We start from the raw sequence: 17,753 nt of genomic DNA on the forward strand, positions 1-17,753 counted from the left end.
TTAATTTTCGTACAAATCTACATTTGTCAAATATATTCTTTAGAACCAATCTAAATAAATACCACAAATGGAGGCACAAGAAAAATTAGATACAATAATGCACGAAGTCATAATTGACAATACGCACCATAAACATGTCTTTTCGAATAATATTGAATCGATCGGGATTTATAAGAAAAGCATGAAAAAAGCAATTAAAGCAATTGGAAATCATTTAAAAGAAAGAAATACCCCATTTACAGGAAACAGCATTTCGACAATTAAGAAAAAAATTGACAATATCCATCTCGAAGAAAATAAGAAAGGCAAAAGTCTGGATTATGTTCTGGACGAATTAAAAGATATTTATTTAGACGATTGCATTCATTTTCATAATCCTAAATACATAGCACATCTTAACTGTCCAATTCTAACACCGACACTTGTCGCTGAGGCTTTTATATCATCGTTGAATTCTTCAATGGATACCTATGATCAAAGTACTGGTGGTACTTTTATCGAACTAAAATTGGTCGATTGGACAATTGATAAACTGGGATATCCTGAAAATGCCGACGGAATTTTTACCAGTGGAGGAACTCAGTCAAACATGATGGGATTGCTTTTGGCAAGGGATCATTACATCAAAAAGCATTATGCAATTGATCCAAAAATGGACGGAATTCCTGCTGAAGCTTCAAAATTCAGAATTTTATGTTCAGAAGTAAGTCATTTTAGTTTAAAGAAAAATTTAAGTCTTTTAGGTTTAGGACAAAATGCCGTAGTTCCCGTTGCTGTTGATCCTGATTTTAAGATGAACGTAAGTGCTTTAAAAAAGGTAATTCAGCAGCAAAAAGATTTAGGAAATATTCCAATTGCAATTGTTGGAACGGCAGGAACAACTGATTTTGGTTCTATAGATCCGTTGGCAGAAATTGCTTCTGTTGCCAATGAAAATGATATTTGGTTTCATGTGGATGCAGCTTATGGCGGAGGCTTATTAATTAGTAATCTTTATAAAGAAAAATTAGACGGAATCGAATTATCAGATTCTGTTACAATAGATTATCATAAAACTTTTTATCAGCCGGTAAGTTCAAGCGGCTTTTTTATGAGAGATAAATCCTTTGTTGATTACATCAAATATCACTCTGATTATCTGAATTCTAAAGAACAGGAAGACGAAGGAATTCCAAACATGGTAAAGAAATCAATCCAGACAACACGTCGTTTTGATGCGTTAAAACTATGGTTTACGCTGAGAATGATAGGAACAGAAGGTTTGAGTTCATATATGGAAAAAGCCATTGCCAATGCCCAGTTCACGGCGGATTTATTAAGAAACAGAGATGATTTCGAAATAATTCATAAACCGGAAATCAGTGCAGTAGTGTTTCGTTATACACCTTTTACCGGAAATGAAAATTCGTACTGCGAAATCAACAGTTACATTCGAAAAGCCATTTTTAATGAAGGTAAAGCCATTATTACCAGTACAAAAGTCTACAATGAAGTATTTCTCAAATTCACATTATTAAATCCTTTAACAACTCCAAAAGATATCGAAGAAGTAATCGATTTGATCGTGTATCACGGAAATGAATATTCATTAAAAAATTAAAATAAAATGCAAAACAAAATATACGATTTCATCGCTGTTGGAGTTGGACCTTTCAATTTAAGTCTGGCTTGTTTAACGGCTCCAATTGAAAATCTTGAAGGATTATTTTTTGATAAAAATGAATCTTTCAACTGGCATCCGGGAATGTTGATGCAGGACACGACTTTACAAATTCCGTTTTTGGCTGATTTAGTGACTTTGGCTGATCCTACGAGTCCGTTTAGTTTTTTGAATTATATCAAAGAACAAGGGAAAATATATTCGTTTTATATTCGTGAAAACTTCTTGCTGTTAAGAAACGAATACAATCAATATTGTCAATGGGCGATTAAAAAGTTACCAAACATTCATTTTAATACAGAAGTTAAAGTAATTGAATACGATGAAAATCAACAGCTTTATTTTGTAACAACGTTTTCTTCTAAAACAAATGCTGAAACGATTTACAAAACCAAAAAGATTGTTTTAGGAACGGGAACGGCTCCGCATATTCCAAAATCTTGTCAATCATTAAAAGGAAAAGCAATTCATTCTTCAGCTTATATTCAGAATAAAGCGGAACTGCAAAAACAAAAATCGATTACCGTTTTGGGAAGCGGACAGAGTGCTGCTGAGGTTTTCAACGATTTATTACAGGAAATTGATGTTTATGGTTATCAGTTAAACTGGATTACAAGATCGTCAAGGTTTTTTCCAATGGATTATAGCAAGTTAACCCTTGAGATGACTTCTCCGGAATACGTCGATTATTTCTACAATCTGCCTTCGGACAAAAGAGATCATTTGCTTAAAAACCAGAAATTATTGTACAAAGGAATCAATAAAGACTTGATTGCCACAATTTTCGATACCATTTACAGCAAAAAAGTAATTGGAGAAATTGATGTGAATTTAAGAACCAACGCCGCCTGCACAAAAGCAATTTATAATGAAGAAAATCAATCTTTTGAGTTGGAATTACATCAGGTTGAACAAGATAAAAGATACCGCCATAAGACCGAAGCCTTGGTTTTAGCAACGGGTTACGGATATAAATTGCCTCAGTTTTTAAAAGGAATTGCAAACCGAATTCAGTGGGACGAAAAAGGTCGTTTTGCCACAAACAGAAACTACACAATCGATAGTAATGGAAGTGAAATCTTCGTGCAAAATGCTGAATTACATACACATGGTTTTGTAACTCCAGATTTAGGAATGGCTTGTTACAGAAACTCTTATATCATTAAAGAAATAACCGGAGTTGAACATTATGCTATAGAAACCAAAATTGCATTTCAGGAATTTGGAGTTGCGGCAGCAGAAGTTATCGAATCTCCGGCATTTGAAATCATTGCATAATTATGGAAACAGTACAGCAAAAAAAGAGAGTTTTGGCAATTGATATTGCCAGAGGAATGAGTGTGATTTTTATGATGATGATTCACACGATGTTGATTTACGGAACAATTGAAACGCAGACTAAAACCGTTTTAGGCGAAATCATTTTATGGCTGAGCCGTGGTACGACTATGTTTTTAGTTAGTATGGGAATTTCATTTGTATTATCCAGAAGACAGACTTTTACAGCCGTTTGCAAAAGAGCTTTATACATTTTGGCCATTGGTTACGGAATGAATTTTTTAAAATTTCTGGTTCCAGAATTCATTTTTGGCGGACTTCCGGAAGCGTTTGTTTCGGCCTATGGATTAAAATCGGGAACGTTGGAAACCGGAGTTTTCTTTTTGCTTTTGGGCGATATTCTGCAGTTGGCAGGACTCACATTGTTTATTATGGGGCTTATCAATCATTTTAGCAAAAGCAAATATGTTCCGTTAATTGTGGCTTTGGCAATCATTTCCATTTCAAAAGAATTAAGCGGTTTTAGAATTGGAATTGTTGGTTTAGATTATATCTGTGATTTACTTTTCAGCAATCAGTTTAATGTTTATTTCCCTCTTTTTCCGTGGAGTGCATTTATCTTAATCGGAATGTTTTTAGGAAGATGGTACAAAGAACTCAACGAAAATCAGGATGTGTTTTTTAAGAAAATGCTGTTTGTAGGTTTAGGTTTTATAGTTGTGGGAGGAATTTTAAACTTCTCAAATCCAGAATATCATTTTGGAGATTATTATCATTTAGGACCTGGCGGCAGTATTTTATTACTCGGAACAAATCTCGTTTTGTATTGGCTCATAAACCTTGTAGTAAATCTGTTTAAAGAAAATAATAAAGTATTCAAGTTATTGATTTTCTGTAGTAAACATGTCACAAGTTTATATGTAATTCAATGGGTTTTGATCAATTGGGGAATGTACGTTTTAGGTTTCTGGCAGCACGATCAATGGTTTGTTCTAAGCTTATTTCCAGTTGTAATTACATTAAGTATCTGCGTTCAGCTTGTTTATAATCTTACCAAGGTTTTATTAAAAGCCAAATGGGACAACAGAAACAGCAATGAATTAATTGCTAATGGCTAAACATAGAATTTAATATCTACAAAGGTTTTATCGTAGAGGCGCACAGCAGTGCGTCTTCGCAAAGTATTTCCACCAAGAATTGTTTAATTTATTTAAACACATAGAAACATAGATTTTATTAGATTGAGATCGAAGCATGTTTTAGAAAATCTAGATTTTTTCACATAGCTATGTGTTTTATTTGAAGTGAAACGCCTTTTTAAGCTATGAAAACTATGCTTCTATGTGTTTAAATTACTCACAATGATTAAAATCTAAAATCAACAACCTAAAATCTAAAATCAAATGAGCACATATAAACCTATTTATTCAACAACAATTCCGGATTTTGGAGTGATAGATTTTCGCCCGTTGGAACTGGAAAACGACGCTGTAATAATTCATGATTGGGTTAATCGTGATTATGCACAATATTGGGGCATGCAAGGAAAAAATCTCGAAGAAGTTCGTTTAGAATACGAAAAAATAACCAAAGATTCAGATGTTTTTATCGGACTTGTAAATGGAGAAGTTTCCTTTTTATTAGAACGTTACAATCCAAAACAAGATATTATTGGCAGCTATTATAAAGTTCAGGATTACGACTGCGGAATCCATATAATTGTTGCGCCGCCAGCAAAGCCCGTACATCAGTTTACATGGCATATTTTTTCGAGTATCATGAAATTTATTTTCAGAGACCTTACTATCGAAAGAATATTGGTTGAGCCCGATATTCGTAACAAAAAAATGTTTGATATCTGCCACCGCGTAGGCTTTGAAGATGGCGATGTTGTCAATTTACCGCACAAAACGGCACTATTAGCCTTTTGTACGCGTGAACAATTCATTAAAAAAATAGATCCATTCAACCTCAATTATACCGAAATGAATACCGAAAATCAAATAGAATTTCCAGAAAAAGCCATAACACATATTCAGCCAGAAGTTTGGGAAAAAGCCAATCGTTTGCTCGTAAAAAAAGCAATTTGTGAGTTTTCGCATGAACTTTTAATCAAACCAATTTTAGAATCAGATAATAAATATTCTTTAATTTCTGATGACAATTTAGTTAAATATACTTTTGAAGCAGAATTGCTGGAAATGAATCATTTGAATGTCGAATTGAACTCAATTTTAAAATATAAAAATGAAAAACTAATATCTTTAGACGCTGTTGATTTTATTCAGGAATTCAAAACCAGTTTAGGCATTTCAGAGCAATTGTTTCCGTCTTATATAGAAGAAATTATCAGCACACTTTACGGAAGCTGTTACAAATTATTAAAAGAAAATTCGACTTCAAAATCATTGGCCAATTCTGATTTTCAGACAATTGAACAAGCCATGATGGAAGGTCATCCGGGCTTTGTAGCCAATAATGGAAGAATTGGCTACAACAGCATGGATTACAAAGCGTACGCACCCGAAGCCGGAAATCCGTTCAGGATTTTATGGCTGGCCGGACACCGTGACAGAACGGTTTATGCCGGAACTCAAAAACTGGATTATGATACTCTAATTCAGCAGGAATTAGGAACAGAAACCATTGCAAAATTCAATTCCGTAATTTCAGAAAAAGGCCAGAATCCAAACGATTATTTCTTTATTCCCGTGCATCCGTGGCAATGGTTTAATAAACTCGCCAATTTATTTTCTCCGGAAATTGCCAAACAAAAACTAATTTGTGTAGGTTACAGTCCCGATTTATATCAGGCGCAGCAATCGATTAGAACTTTATTCAACTTAAGCAATCCTAAAAAATTATATACCAAAACATCGCTTTCAATCCTGAATATGGGCTTTATGCGCGGTTTGCCCGTTTATTATTTAGGAACTGCGCCGGAAATGGCAGAATGGCTGGATCAATTATTAAGCGGTGATAAATATCTGCAAAAAGTTGGTTTCGGAATGTTGGGCGAAGTGGCTTCTGTAAGCTACATTAACCCGTATTTTGAAAGCTTCGGAAAACACAATCCATATAATAAGATGATTGCTTCTTTATGGAGAGAAAGCCCTGTTGCAAAACTCAAAAACGACGAACAATTGATGACAATGGCGGCATTTTTACATTTGGATAAAGATGGAAATTCGCTGCTGTCTGAAATTATAAAAGCATCTTCATTATCAATAGACAATTGGCTTGCAGAATATTTTAAAGTGTATTTGAGTCCGTTATTGCATTGTTTTTATCAATACGATTTGGTTTTCATGCCACACGGTGAAAATCTTATTTTAGGATTAGAAAATCACGTTCCGGTGCGTTCTTTCCTGAAAGATATTACCGAAGAAGCCGTGATTTTAAATCCGGATGTTGAGATTCCTAAAAACATTGACAGAATTTATGCAGAAGTTCCGGAAGACGTAAAATTGCTTTCAATTTTTATTGATGTTTTTGATGGATTTTTCCGTTTCATGTCGGCAATTTTGGTTTCTAGTGACGGATATTCAGAAAATCGTTTTTGGGAATTAGTGGCAGAATGTATCTCTGATTATCAGGAACAAAACCCACATCTTGAAGCTAAATTCGAGAAATATGATTTGTTTGCCAATGAATTTCAGCTTTCCTGCCTGAACCGTTTACAATTAAATAATAATAAAACCATGATAGATCTAGATGATCCGGTGGCATTGTTACAGTTTCGGGGAAAACTGCAAAACCCAATCGCTCCATATAAAAAAGTAACAGCTTAATTTTTAAGAAGATGAATAGTATACTAACTCATCCAGAAAATGATGTCGCGAATGATGTTGTTTTTGTAAAATCAATTCCAGGTTTAGGGGTTTTTGAGCTGCGTCCGCTTGATATGGAACTCGATATTCCGATAATTCATAATTGGGTCAATCGCGATTATGCCGTTTATTGGGAAATGAATGGATTTTCGATAGAAGAAGTAAAAAATACCTACTATAATATTCAGGAAAAAGCGCAGGTTTATATGGGTAAATTCAACAATAATGTCGCTTTTTTACTGGAATGTTATAATCCGCAAGACGATATTGTGGGCAAATATTATCAAGCCGAAAAAGGAGATAGAGGTATGCATATTTTAGTTGCCCCTTCAGAAAAACCAATTCCAAATTTTACCTGGAATATTTTTACCGTAATTCTGGATTTTATCTTTAGTGATGCTAAAAATCAGCGCATTGTGGTTGAACCAGATGCTAGAAATCATAAAATTCATTTACTGAATAAAAGAGCAGGATTTGTTTTTCAGCGTGTTCTTGATTTGCCGCATAAAAAAGCGCATTTGGAATTCTGCACGCGTGAAGATTATTACAAGGCATTACAATTGGCTTAATTGAATACAAAATGAAAACACCAACCCAAAATATACAGCATTTAACAAAAGAGAATTGGGATAAAGCAAACGCCATTTTGCTGAGAAAAACGTTAAGCGAATTTGCCCATGAATTATTAATTGTTCCAATAAAAAACGCTTTAAATTTATACAGTATTTTTTCTCCTGATAAAAAGACCGAATATAAATTTGAAGCTTCAATTTTAGCTTTAAATCATTGGTCAATCGCTTTAGATTCAATTCAAAGAACAATTGAAGGAAAAAAATCGCCTTTACGTTTATTAGAATTTATTATTGAATTTAAAGATACTTTAGGAATCAGCGAAAGTTTACTGCCAACGTATTTGGAAGAAATCACAAGTACATTGTACAGTACGGCATATAAAATTGCAAACGAAAAATATACATCAAAAGATTTACTGGAATTAGATTATCAAAAAATCGAACACGCCATGATCGAAGGACATCCGTGTTTTGTGGCGAACTCGGGTAAAAATGGTTTTAATATTGATGATTTTGCGACGTTTTCTCCAGAAGCCAATGTGCCTGTAAAATTGTTATGGATTGCCGGACATAGGAGCAAAGCCACTTTTACAGCAATTAAATCTTTAGATTATCAAAAAGTATTGCAGCAGGAATTGTCTGCAGAAAATATTACAGCATTCATAAATGTATTAAAATCTCAGGATTTAAACAGTCAGGATTATTATTTTTTTCCTGTACATCCGTGGCAGTGGTTTAATAAACTGGCTTTGATTTTTGCGACGGATATTGCCGAAAATCATTTGGTTTGCCTTGGTTATGGAGATGATGAATATTCGGCACAACAATCGATACGTACTTTTTTTAATACCTCTTCACCAGAGAAATTTTATGCTAAAACAGCACTTTCTGTAATCAATATGGGATTTATGCGCGGACTTTCTCCGTATTATATGGAAAGTACGCCGGCCATTACAGAATGGGTTGCAGATTTAGTCGAAAATGATTCGTATTTACAGCAAAAAGGATTTACACTTTTAGGAGAAGTCGCAACAGTTGGCTATCGCAATTTCTTGTACGAACCTTTAGGAAGAAGTATTCCGCACAATAAAATGCTGGCTGCGTTATGGCGTGAAAGCCCAATTCCGAAATTAGAAAACGGACAGCATATCATGACAATGGCGGCGTTACTGCATGTTGATCAATCCGGAAATGCGTTTGTTTCAGAATTAATCAAAAAATCTGGAATCAGCGCAAAGTCCTGGATTAGTAATTATCTAGATGTTTATCTTTCGCCTTTACTGCATTGTTTTTATCAGCATGAAATGGTTTTTATGCCGCACGGTGAAAATCTGATTTTGGTTTTAGAAAACCATATTCCGGTAAAAGCCATTATGAAAGACATTACAGAAGAAGTAATGGTTTTTAATGGAGAAATTTCGCTGCCGGAAAAAGTAAAACGAATTTATATTGATATGAAAGAATCGTTGAGAATTCTTTGCATTTTTAATGATGTCTTTCAGTTTTATTTCCGTTTTCTTTCTGCAATTTTATCCGAAACCCAAACACTTTCTGAAGAAGATTTCTGGTCAGCCGTTGCCGATTGTATTCAGGAATATCAGTTAGCACATCCACATTTACAGGAACAATTTAAAAAGTACAATTTGTTTGTTTCAGAATTTGATTCTTGTTGTCTGAACCGTTTGCAATTGCGTAATAATAAGCAAATGTTAGATTTAGCAGATCCTGTTGACAGTCTTCAGTTTGTTGGTAAACTAACGAATCCTGTTGCAGTTTTCAGCCAGCAAGAAACTACAATTTAAAAGATCAAAATATTTTTTCCGCCACGAATTCACGAATTTTTTATTTATAATTCGTGAATTCGTGGCGAATAATAATCTGCGTGAAACAAAAGCTTTGCGCCCTAGCGCCTTTGTGGCAATAAAAAAAACTATGTTCAAACGCTTAAATAAAATAATGCAATATGCAGAATCATTTGATTTTACAAAAGGAAGTATTACAAAAGGAATTCTGATTTTGTCCATTCCGATGGTTTTAGAAATGGCAATGGAATCTGTTTTTGCGTTGGTCGATTTGTATTTTGTGGGACATTTAAAAGAAAGCAATTATGCGATTCAGGTTGTTGGTTTAACTGAGTCGGTTTTTGCAATTATTTATTCAATTGCCATCGGAATCAGTATTGCAACAACAGCAATTGTTGCACGGCGTATTGGTGAAAAAGAGACCCGGCAGGCTGCAGAATCAGGTGTACAAGCTATAATAATTGCAATTGCCATCAATGTATTTATTAGTTTGGGAGGATTTATTTTTGCAAAAGAAATCCTGATGTTAATGGGAGCTTCTGCATCTGCTGTGGTTTATGGCGTAAATATCAAATGGGACCGATCGGAGTTTTTATCGTCATTCCCGCCGCCGAAACTTTAATTACGATACTAAGTATGATAATGTATAAAAAAGGGAAGTGGAAAAAGGTATTGGTTTAAGATTATTTATTAAAGCAATGATATTTAAGTAGTTGTGTGTCTCTGTAGCTTTTTTTCGATAAATTAGCCCAAATGTAGATTTATAAATAGCAGATCTTAAAAAAAAAATATTTCTGCTATTCCTATATTCTATCAAAAGCCAAATTTAAAATATTAAAGTAAATAATTATGAATCAGTTATATACGAGGAATAGACTTTATATCACTACAGAAGAACAAGGATTAATAAAAAATACCCCAATATTGTTAGGCGGAGCCGGAATAGGCAGCGCTATTGCAGAATGTTTGTTACGACTGGGATTTGAAAACCTCACGATAATTGATGGTGATGTTGTCGAATTATCAAATTTAAACAGACAAAATTATACGGAAGAAAATATTTTAAAATCTAAAGCAGAAGCCATTAAGGAAAGATTACTTTCCATTAATAATAACGCCAAAATTACAATTCACAATTGCTTTTTAACACCCGAAAATGTTAGCGATTATATAAAAGACTGCAAAATCGCAGTGAATGCTTTAGATTTTACATCAGATGTTCCGCTTTTGTTTGATTCCATTTGCCAGAAAAAAAACATACCCGTTCTGCATCCGTATAATTTGGGATGGGGAGCGTTGATAATAGTAATTTCTAATGCCAAAGGATTAGATTCGTTAAAGAAACCTAATGAAAGATTTAGCGAGATTAATGTTGTTGATTATGTGTTGCAATACATGAGGGAACAGGGAAAACCGCAGGAATGGCTGGAAGAAATTTTAGATCAGTATATAAAAGAAAATAAAAATCTTTCTCCTCCTCAGCTTTCTGCCGCTTCGTGGATCGCTGCCGGAATTTGTACGCATCTTGCGTTTGATATTACTGTTGGTAAACCTGTAAAAGTATTTCCGGAATTTTATTTGACAACAATTAAATAGAAATTAAAGAATCTATTTTCTTAGTTTATTTTCTCTAACATAAAAGATTTTTCTTAGAAGCTGCTTTCAAAATAATATTTGAAAGCAGCTTTTTTGATTATGGCCTTACATTTTTACTTTAATTTTTTTCCATTTTTTAATAATTATTAAAAATAGAAACAACCTTTTTGTCAGTCTATTTGGCAATTCTATATCACTTAATGCAAATAATTTTACAATAGCAGAAACAATTAGGTCTAATCATAAATTAAAAAAAATGGAATTAACTAACGAACAAAAGGTTTTAGAATCTATTGTAAAAAAAGCCTGGAAGGATCCAGTGTTTAAAGACAATTTAATAAAGAGTCCTGTTGAGACAATAGAAAATTTCTTAGAACGTCCAATCCATTTGCCGGAAGGAAAAACATTAGCCTTTGTAGATCAGTCCAATTCTTCTACAATTTTTATCAATATTCCTGCAGAACCAGATTTTGAAGATATGGAATTGAACGAAGAACAATTGGATATAATTTCTGGTGGAGCAGAAGCTGATCATACACCGCCTATTATTGTGAGCGCAACGAATTATTCCTCAAATATTTTTGGATAAAAAAGTACTGCGGATAATTAACGTAAAGTAAAAACGTATGTGCTCGTTACCGAACATATGCGTTTTTTTAATTTAAAACTTTTATTGTGAAAATCTTGTTTACATATTTATTGTTTTTTTTGTTTCTGATAGACGGAACAAGTTTAGATGCACAATCCAAAGTGTCATCTAACCATATCTCAGCATCTGTATACGAAAACAAACAAACCGCAGACAGCTTATTAACCGCTGGTGAAAAAAGCCAGAATACCGGAAAATTTTTAGAAGCAATGTCTTTGTTTGAAAAAGGTTTAAAGATCTATCAAAAGCTAAACAATCAAAAAGGTATTGGAGACAGTTACAATAAAATAGCAACAAACTACTACTATCAGGGCGATTATTTAAAAGCCCTTTCATACTTCACAAAGTGCAAGAAAACTTATGAGAAAGCCAATTTCGATAAAGGAGTTGCCGCTGCATTAAATAACATGGGTGCAGTTTATTATTACTTAGGAAATTATCCAAAGGCATTGGATTTTTACAGTCAGGTAATCAAAATTCAGAAAAAAATAGGAGATAAAAAAGTTATTGCCGCAGCAACACAAAACATTGGCGGAATATATGTAGATATTAGAGATTATACTAATGCAATGATTTATTCTCAAAAAGCAAATGCTATTTACAGAGAACTAAAAGATTCTATAGGGATTTCTCATAACTTAAATGGAGCCGGGAAAATTTATATGATGCAAAAAGAATATGCAAAGGCAAATGATTTTTTTAATCAGGCTTTGGCAATTGCAAATAAAATAGACGACAAACAAAAAAGGATAGAAGTACTTTATAATTTGGGTGAACTATTTAATACTCAGGGAGATCTTACCAAATCCCTTTCTTATTATAATCTTTGCCTCGAATCTTCTCAAAAAATAAACAGTTTACAATATATAAGCATTACCCAAGTTGCGATTGGTAACATATTAAGTAAACTTGGCTATACTGATAAAGCGCTTAAAAAGTGCAAAACAGGACTAGATATTGCAGAAACTCTTGGAGCATTATCAGTAAAAAAAGATGCCTGTAAATGTCTTTATGAAACTTATAAAGCAAGAGGCAATAATAATCTGGCGCTTAATTACTACGAAAAATCAAATGATTATAAAGACAGTCTGCAATCTGAAGAAACTTCTAATAAGATTTTGAACATGGAGTTTCAAAAAGCGATGCTTATTGATAGTATTGCTTATGTGACAAAAGTGCATCAAATTGATCTTAAACATAAAGAGGAAGTTCAGAAGAAAGAAAAACAACGAAACTTAATTATTATTTCTTTAGGATTTATTGTATTGATTACAATTGCTTTATGGAACAGGCTTAATTATGTACGAAGATCTAAAAAAGCATTAACAATAGAAAAAGACCGTTCTGAAAAATTGCTGCTAAACATTCTGCCAGAAGAAATAGCCGAAGAATTAAAAGAAAAAGGTTTTGTAAATGCAAGGGATTTTAATCTGGTTTCTATTCTTTTTACCGATTTTAAATCTTTTACCCAGACCGCGGAAAGAATGTCTCCGCAAAATTTGGTTGAAGAAATAAATATTTGTTTCAAAGCATTTGATTTTATCTCTGATAAATATAACATCGAAAAAATTAAAACTATCGGAGATTCCTATATGGCAGCAGGAGGTATTCCAAATCCTGATAAAAATTCATTAAAAAATATTGTATATGCGGCATTAGAAATGCAGGAATTTATGATTCAGCGAAAAATACTCAACACAGCTGCAGATGTGCCGGCTTTTGAAATGCGTTTGGGTATTCATGCCGGACCAATTGTAGCGGGAATCGTGGGGATAAAAAAGTTTCAATATGATGTTTGGGGCGATACTGTAAATACAGCAAGCAGAATTGAAAGTAACGGAATGGTAGAAAAAGTCAATATAAGTGAATCTCTGTACAATTTAATTAAAGATGAAGAAGCTTTTGTATTTGAATACCGAGGCAAAATTTACGCAAAAGGAAAAGGAGAGATCAAAATGTATTTTGTTGAGAAAAACGATATTTCGCTGGCAAATCCTACAATAGTATTGGAGCAGAGTTATGTTTAAGAGATTTTTGTCAGTTTTTTTGGCATTTTTATAATTATTAAGAGGGCTAATTTTACATTATACAAAAGGAAAGAAATCATGGAACAGAAAAAAGAGGAAGAGGTTTTACGATTGGTAATTTCTAAAGCCTGGGAAGATGCAAATTTTAGAAAAAGCTTAATTGCTGATCCTATAAATGCCATCGAAAATCTAACCGGAGCAAAAATTGTATTACCCGAAGGGAAAACACTTATTGTAAACGATCAGACAGATAAGTCTAAAGTTTATATGAATATTCCAAGCGAACCCAATATCGAAGATATTGAACTAACAGAGGATCAACTGGAAACAATTGCCGGAGGCGGACAAACCGTTTGGCTGGACTTAGTCGACAATTTATTTCCTGCCTTAAAGAATTATATCATAGTTTAAATTAAAAAGGGTCAAATTAAATAATAACCAATTTAATTTCTAAACCAACCCTCTTAAATATTTTCAAATAACGATTGCCATTAATCACTTAAAAAATTTATTATCATGGAATTTACACAAGAACAAAAATTGTATGCAGAGATCGTACAAAAAGCATGGGAAGATGCAGAATTTAAAAAAGAATTAGTAGCAAATCCTTTAGTTGCTATTGAAAAAGTAACCGGCAAAAAATTGAATTTGCCAGAAGGGAAGACATTGGTAGTAAGAGATCAGACTGATGATTCTACAATTTATATAAATCTGCCTGCTAAAGCTAATTTGGATGTAGAATTAACAGAAAAAGAATTAGAGACTGTTGCCGGAGGTATTGGAACTCCTATGGATCCGATCATAGATTATATTGTCCTTCCAATCGTTAAATGGCTGGCAAGCTAAAATAGTAACCAATATAAACTTATATATCATGGAATTAACTCAAGAACAAAAGATTTACGCAGAAATTGTGCAAAAAGCATGGGAAGATGCTGCGTTTAAAAATGAATTAGTATCAAATCCGGTTGCTGCAATTGAAAAATTTACAGGTAAAAAACTAAATCTGCCAGCAGGAAAAACATTAGTAGTAAAAGACCAGACAAACGAGTCTACTATTTACATCAACATTCCTGTTTCTGCAAAAAAATACGCAGATACGGAATTGACTGATGAGCAGTTAGAAGCTGCAGCAGGGGGTGTTATCGAAGGAGGGTGTTTTCCTGATTTTCCAGGCGGAATATGGAAACCAACCCCAATCCCATCATTCCCACCTGACATTTATGTAATATAAATTAACTAATCAAAAATATTATATCATGGAATTTACACAAGAACAAAAGCTTTACGCAGAGCTGGTACAAAAAGCATGGGAAAATGCTGATTTTAAAAAAGAATTAATTGCAAACCCAGTTGCTGCAATTGAAAAATTTACAGGAAAAAAATTGAATTTGCCTGCAGGTAAAACAATTGTTGTAAGAGATCAAACAGATGAATCTGTGGTTTATATCAATATTCCTGCTGCTGCAAAACACACGGCAGATGCACAATTAAGCGAAGAGCAGTTAGAGTCTGTTGCCGGAGGAGTTGCTATATGGCCTCCAATAGGAACAATACCACCTTGGTATCCTTCACCAACGTTTCCAACGATTCCGTATGAAACAATCTAATTAACCAATATTCTATTAATAACATAAAAAATATAAAGATGAAATATACTAAAGAACATCAGGAAAAAGGAGCAGAATTAATGAAAGGTCTTGTAGAAAAAGCATGGGAAAATGCTGCTTTTAAAGATCAGTTAATCAAGAATCCTCTAGCAACAATTCAGGAATTTACTAACAAAAGTTTTGTACTGCCAGAAAACCAAAACATTGTGGTAGAAGATCAAACTAACGAATCTGTAATTTATTTTAATATTCCTGCAGAGCCAAACCTTGACGGTTTAGAATTAACCGAAGAGCAATTAGAATTAGTTGCAGGAGGACTTACACCAGCAGTTGTTATAGGACTTTATGCACTAGGTGTGGCAGCATTTGCAGCGGGAGTACAACTTTATAATCAATAATTAAAATCTTACAGACATGAAAATTTCACAAGACGCTCAAATACAAGGACAAGAATTATTAAAAACTCTAGTCGAAAAAGCATGGCAAAGCCCTGACTTTAAAAATCAATTATTAACTAATCCTAAGGCAGCTATTGCTGAGGTTACTGGTAAAACTTCATCATCAAACAAAAAAATTGTGGTTGAAGACCAAAGCAGCGATTCTATCATTTATTTTAATATTCCGGCTGAGCCAAAATTAGATGAGTTAGAATTATCTGCAGAGCAATTAGAAATTGTTGCCGGTGGTCTTACTCCTTTAACTTTAGTTGTTGTTGTTGGTACTGTGGCTGGTGGTTTTGGAGCCGCAGCTTTATGGGATTACGTGCACTAAAAAATAAAGAAATATATTAAAATAAAACCCTTGAACAATTTCAAGTTAATTTTGAAATTAAAGTTCAAGGGTTTTCTAAAATTTAAGAAGATGGAAAAGCAAGGACAGATAACATTATTAGCAGGGATCTTTTTAGTAATTTCCGGATCAGTATTAGTCAGCCTTCAATATAATTCTCTGGGAACAGTGAGTTTTATTTTAGCTATTATAGTGCTGTTTTACAGCGTTATTCAATTAAATAAGAATAAAAAATCGTAAATATTCGATCAAAAATTAAATACACCCTGTGTGCAAGCTAAGGGTGTTTTTAATTTTTAAATATTACAGTATTTGTAAAAACAATACTTCTTTTAATAACATTCTTTTCACATTAATGCCTTAGAAAATGAATAATCAACCGACCTGTTTTATTAACAAAAATTTTGAAACAATTCCTTTTGTTGAGATCATTCTTCCTTACACAGAATGTTTTCTTGAGGATTTAAAATTAGAATTGTCAGATGATGTAAAAGAGAAGCTGCATCTTGAACTTTTAAAAGAACTGAGCACTTTATCTGAAATAGTTTTACAGGAGTCATTAGATTCTTTTGTTCAGGAAGGAAATGCTGGAATAGAAGTTTTTACAGTAAAAATGAAGCAATCAGTTGCTATAGATTTTCCAGTTCTGGACCATTTACTGAAGCAAAAAACTGCTAATTTTTCTCGTCATATTTCAAAAATCCTGGATCGCTTTAATAGCGATTACGAAAATATGAAAGCTATTTTTAAAATAAATGATGCAAAAATCGTAGACATTGATGCAAGTCTTGGAGACGGTCATAATGGCGAAGGTACAGCGCTGATTTATTTATCAGATGAAACCAAGCTGATTTACAAACCTCGAAATATTAATCTTACCAACTCTTATAATATATTCATCAATTGGATCAATCAAAAATTAAAATTAGATTTAAAAACATTTCAGGCACTTGATTGTGGTGAATATGGATGGCTGGAGTTTGTAAATAACGAAGAAATAATTTCTGAAAATGATTTAGAAGAATATTATCATAAAGCAGGAGTTTTACTTGCAGCTGTCTATCTTTTAGGAAGTAAAGACTGTCATCGTGAAAATGTTATAGCATCCGGAAAAAATCCCGTTATAATAGATCATGAAACTATTATTCAGCCTTTTTTATCAAATAGACTAATTAATAATTCCTGGGATGATCAATGTAAAATACCCAATTTATCGGTTTTGGAAAATGCCTTAATTGTAAATGATGATACAGGCGTACCAATACATTTTGCAGGTTATGGCGTTCGTAACAACTTACAGCTAACCGAATTAGAAAAAAGAATCATAAACCCAAATACTATAAATTCTAAAAGAGTAACACGATTTTTATTTACAAAAATTGTTGAAAATAATGTTCCCCAATTTAAGGGCGATTACATTTTTCCAACGAACTATAAAAAAAGTTTTCTGGAAGGGTTTTCAGTAGCTTATGATTTGTTTTCGAATTATAAAGAAGAATTAAAATCTTTTAATTCTCCACTTGCCGCTTTCAAAAATCAAGAAGTGAGATATATTTGGAGACCAACTTTTATATATTTTAAAATATTAAAATTTATGCGTACCGCAGCTCTCATGTCCAGTTTAGAAGTCTATAATGCAAAATTAGGAGAGTTATTATCTAAAGCTTATATTGGACAAAATATGGAAACGTATAATTTTATATATGATTTCGAATTAAAACAAATGATTAACGGTGACATTCCTATTTTTAGTCTCAATAGTCGGGATCATTCACTTAATTGTAATGAATCTTTAAAAATATTCGAATTTGATTGTATCGAAAATATAGAAAGAAGAATTGATGCCATTTCTCCTGAACATAAAAGCGAACAACTTGAATTTATTAATCGCTGGATTAATATAAAAGGAAATTAAGCGGTGATATAGCTGTAAAACGTTG

General features: G+C 33.0%; 17 protein-coding genes and 1 pseudogene. All 18 read left to right on the forward strand.

All coding sequences use genetic code 11. The annotated features are described in order from the left end of the window. Positions 1-67 precede the first annotated feature (67 nt). On the forward strand, positions 68-1,600 hold the full coding sequence (locus tag BUC29_RS19310) for a pyridoxal phosphate-dependent decarboxylase family protein (RefSeq protein WP_073417937.1): 1,533 nt from the start codon (positions 68-70) through the stop codon (positions 1,598-1,600). A 6-nt stretch (positions 1,601-1,606) separates the two neighbouring features. Beyond that, positions 1,607-2,938, forward strand: a complete 1,332-nt coding sequence (locus BUC29_RS19315; RefSeq protein WP_073417939.1) for a lysine N(6)-hydroxylase/L-ornithine N(5)-oxygenase family protein — start codon at positions 1,607-1,609, stop codon at positions 2,936-2,938. Positions 2,939-2,940: 2 nt separating this feature from the next. Continuing rightward, the gene (locus BUC29_RS19320; RefSeq protein ID WP_073417941.1) at positions 2,941-4,056 is read left to right on the forward strand and encodes a heparan-alpha-glucosaminide N-acetyltransferase domain-containing protein; all 1,116 of its coding nucleotides are present in this window, start codon (positions 2,941-2,943) and stop codon (positions 4,054-4,056) included. A 285-nt stretch (positions 4,057-4,341) separates the two neighbouring features. Continuing rightward, a complete protein-coding gene (locus BUC29_RS19325) occupies positions 4,342-6,729 on the forward strand; it encodes a GNAT family N-acetyltransferase (RefSeq protein ID WP_073417943.1) in 2,388 nt (795 codons plus the stop codon). 11 nt (positions 6,730-6,740) lie between these two features. Further along, entirely contained in the window at positions 6,741-7,337 is a 597-nt protein-coding gene (locus tag BUC29_RS21590; RefSeq protein WP_073417945.1) for a GNAT family N-acetyltransferase, read from the forward strand. 11 nt (positions 7,338-7,348) lie between these two features. Further along, a complete protein-coding gene (locus BUC29_RS19335) occupies positions 7,349-9,142 on the forward strand; it encodes an IucA/IucC family protein (protein ID WP_073417947.1) in 1,794 nt (597 codons plus the stop codon). 154 nt (positions 9,143-9,296) lie between these two features. Continuing rightward, positions 9,297-9,704 (forward strand): annotated as a pseudogene (locus BUC29_RS19340) (MATE family efflux transporter); the annotation flags it as partial. A 287-nt stretch (positions 9,705-9,991) separates the two neighbouring features. Beyond that, positions 9,992-10,738 (forward strand): HesA/MoeB/ThiF family protein, encoded by a 747-nt coding sequence (locus tag BUC29_RS19345; protein ID WP_073417951.1) that lies wholly within the window; start codon positions 9,992-9,994, stop codon positions 10,736-10,738. Positions 10,739-10,994: 256 nt separating this feature from the next. Continuing rightward, positions 10,995-11,327, forward strand: a complete 333-nt coding sequence (locus tag BUC29_RS19350; protein WP_073417953.1) for a hypothetical protein — start codon at positions 10,995-10,997, stop codon at positions 11,325-11,327. Positions 11,328-11,413: 86 nt separating this feature from the next. After that, on the forward strand, positions 11,414-13,414 hold the full coding sequence (locus BUC29_RS19355; RefSeq protein WP_139260560.1) for an adenylate/guanylate cyclase domain-containing protein: 2,001 nt from the start codon (positions 11,414-11,416) through the stop codon (positions 13,412-13,414). Positions 13,415-13,492: 78 nt separating this feature from the next. Beyond that, on the forward strand, positions 13,493-13,825 hold the full coding sequence (locus BUC29_RS19360; RefSeq protein ID WP_073417957.1) for an NHLP leader peptide family RiPP precursor: 333 nt from the start codon (positions 13,493-13,495) through the stop codon (positions 13,823-13,825). 105 nt (positions 13,826-13,930) lie between these two features. Then, on the forward strand, positions 13,931-14,260 hold the full coding sequence (locus BUC29_RS19365) for an NHLP leader peptide family RiPP precursor (RefSeq protein WP_073417959.1): 330 nt from the start codon (positions 13,931-13,933) through the stop codon (positions 14,258-14,260). A 28-nt stretch (positions 14,261-14,288) separates the two neighbouring features. Beyond that, complete coding sequence (locus BUC29_RS19370) at positions 14,289-14,648, forward strand: NHLP leader peptide family RiPP precursor (RefSeq protein ID WP_073417961.1); 360 nt, start codon at positions 14,289-14,291, stop codon at positions 14,646-14,648. Between the two features lie 25 nt (positions 14,649-14,673). After that, positions 14,674-15,024, forward strand: a complete 351-nt coding sequence (locus tag BUC29_RS19375; protein WP_073417963.1) for an NHLP leader peptide family RiPP precursor — start codon at positions 14,674-14,676, stop codon at positions 15,022-15,024. 38 nt (positions 15,025-15,062) lie between these two features. Further along, positions 15,063-15,422: a class IIb bacteriocin, lactobin A/cerein 7B family gene (locus BUC29_RS19380; RefSeq protein ID WP_073417965.1), complete on the forward strand. Its 360-nt coding sequence runs from the start codon at positions 15,063-15,065 to the stop codon at positions 15,420-15,422. A gap of 16 nt (positions 15,423-15,438) precedes the next feature. Continuing rightward, positions 15,439-15,795 carry an NHLP leader peptide family RiPP precursor gene (locus BUC29_RS19385; RefSeq protein WP_073417967.1) on the forward strand — a complete coding sequence of 119 codons (357 nt, stop codon included), beginning with the start codon at positions 15,439-15,441 and terminating at the stop codon, positions 15,793-15,795. 90 nt (positions 15,796-15,885) lie between these two features. Beyond that, positions 15,886-16,053 (forward strand): hypothetical protein, encoded by a 168-nt coding sequence (locus BUC29_RS21595; protein WP_167369550.1) that lies wholly within the window; start codon positions 15,886-15,888, stop codon positions 16,051-16,053. Positions 16,054-16,180: 127 nt separating this feature from the next. After that, a complete protein-coding gene (locus tag BUC29_RS19390) occupies positions 16,181-17,728 on the forward strand; it encodes a type 2 lanthipeptide synthetase LanM (protein ID WP_073417969.1) in 1,548 nt (515 codons plus the stop codon). The last annotated feature ends 25 nt before the right edge of the window (positions 17,729-17,753 follow it).

Origin of the sequence: Flavobacterium defluvii, from assembly GCF_900129555.1 — a bacterium.
GTDB classification, from domain to species: Bacteria; Bacteroidota; Bacteroidia; order Flavobacteriales; family Flavobacteriaceae; genus Flavobacterium; species Flavobacterium defluvii.

Bases quoted from the DNA above. Each gene is read 5' to 3' on its own strand.
- BUC29_RS19310 (WP_073417937.1), top strand. From the start codon at position 68: ATGGAGGCACAAGAAAAATTAGATACAATAATGCACGAAGTCATAATT.
- BUC29_RS19315 (WP_073417939.1), top strand. From the start codon at position 1,607: ATGCAAAACAAAATATACGATTTCATCGCTGTTGGAGTTGGACCTTTC.
- BUC29_RS19320 (WP_073417941.1), top strand. From the start codon at position 2,941: ATGGAAACAGTACAGCAAAAAAAGAGAGTTTTGGCAATTGATATTGCC.
- BUC29_RS19325 (WP_073417943.1), top strand. From the start codon at position 4,342: ATGAGCACATATAAACCTATTTATTCAACAACAATTCCGGATTTTGGA.
- BUC29_RS21590 (WP_073417945.1), top strand. From the start codon at position 6,741: ATGAATAGTATACTAACTCATCCAGAAAATGATGTCGCGAATGATGTT.
- BUC29_RS19335 (WP_073417947.1), top strand. From the start codon at position 7,349: ATGAAAACACCAACCCAAAATATACAGCATTTAACAAAAGAGAATTGG.
- BUC29_RS19345 (WP_073417951.1), top strand. From the start codon at position 9,992: ATGAATCAGTTATATACGAGGAATAGACTTTATATCACTACAGAAGAA.
- BUC29_RS19350 (WP_073417953.1), top strand. From the start codon at position 10,995: ATGGAATTAACTAACGAACAAAAGGTTTTAGAATCTATTGTAAAAAAA.
- BUC29_RS19360 (WP_073417957.1), top strand. From the start codon at position 13,493: ATGGAACAGAAAAAAGAGGAAGAGGTTTTACGATTGGTAATTTCTAAA.
- BUC29_RS19365 (WP_073417959.1), top strand. From the start codon at position 13,931: ATGGAATTTACACAAGAACAAAAATTGTATGCAGAGATCGTACAAAAA.
- BUC29_RS19370 (WP_073417961.1), top strand. From the start codon at position 14,289: ATGGAATTAACTCAAGAACAAAAGATTTACGCAGAAATTGTGCAAAAA.
- BUC29_RS19375 (WP_073417963.1), top strand. From the start codon at position 14,674: ATGGAATTTACACAAGAACAAAAGCTTTACGCAGAGCTGGTACAAAAA.
- BUC29_RS19380 (WP_073417965.1), top strand. From the start codon at position 15,063: ATGAAATATACTAAAGAACATCAGGAAAAAGGAGCAGAATTAATGAAA.
- BUC29_RS19385 (WP_073417967.1), top strand. From the start codon at position 15,439: ATGAAAATTTCACAAGACGCTCAAATACAAGGACAAGAATTATTAAAA.
- BUC29_RS21595 (WP_167369550.1), top strand. From the start codon at position 15,886: ATGGAAAAGCAAGGACAGATAACATTATTAGCAGGGATCTTTTTAGTA.
- BUC29_RS19390 (WP_073417969.1), top strand. From the start codon at position 16,181: ATGAATAATCAACCGACCTGTTTTATTAACAAAAATTTTGAAACAATT.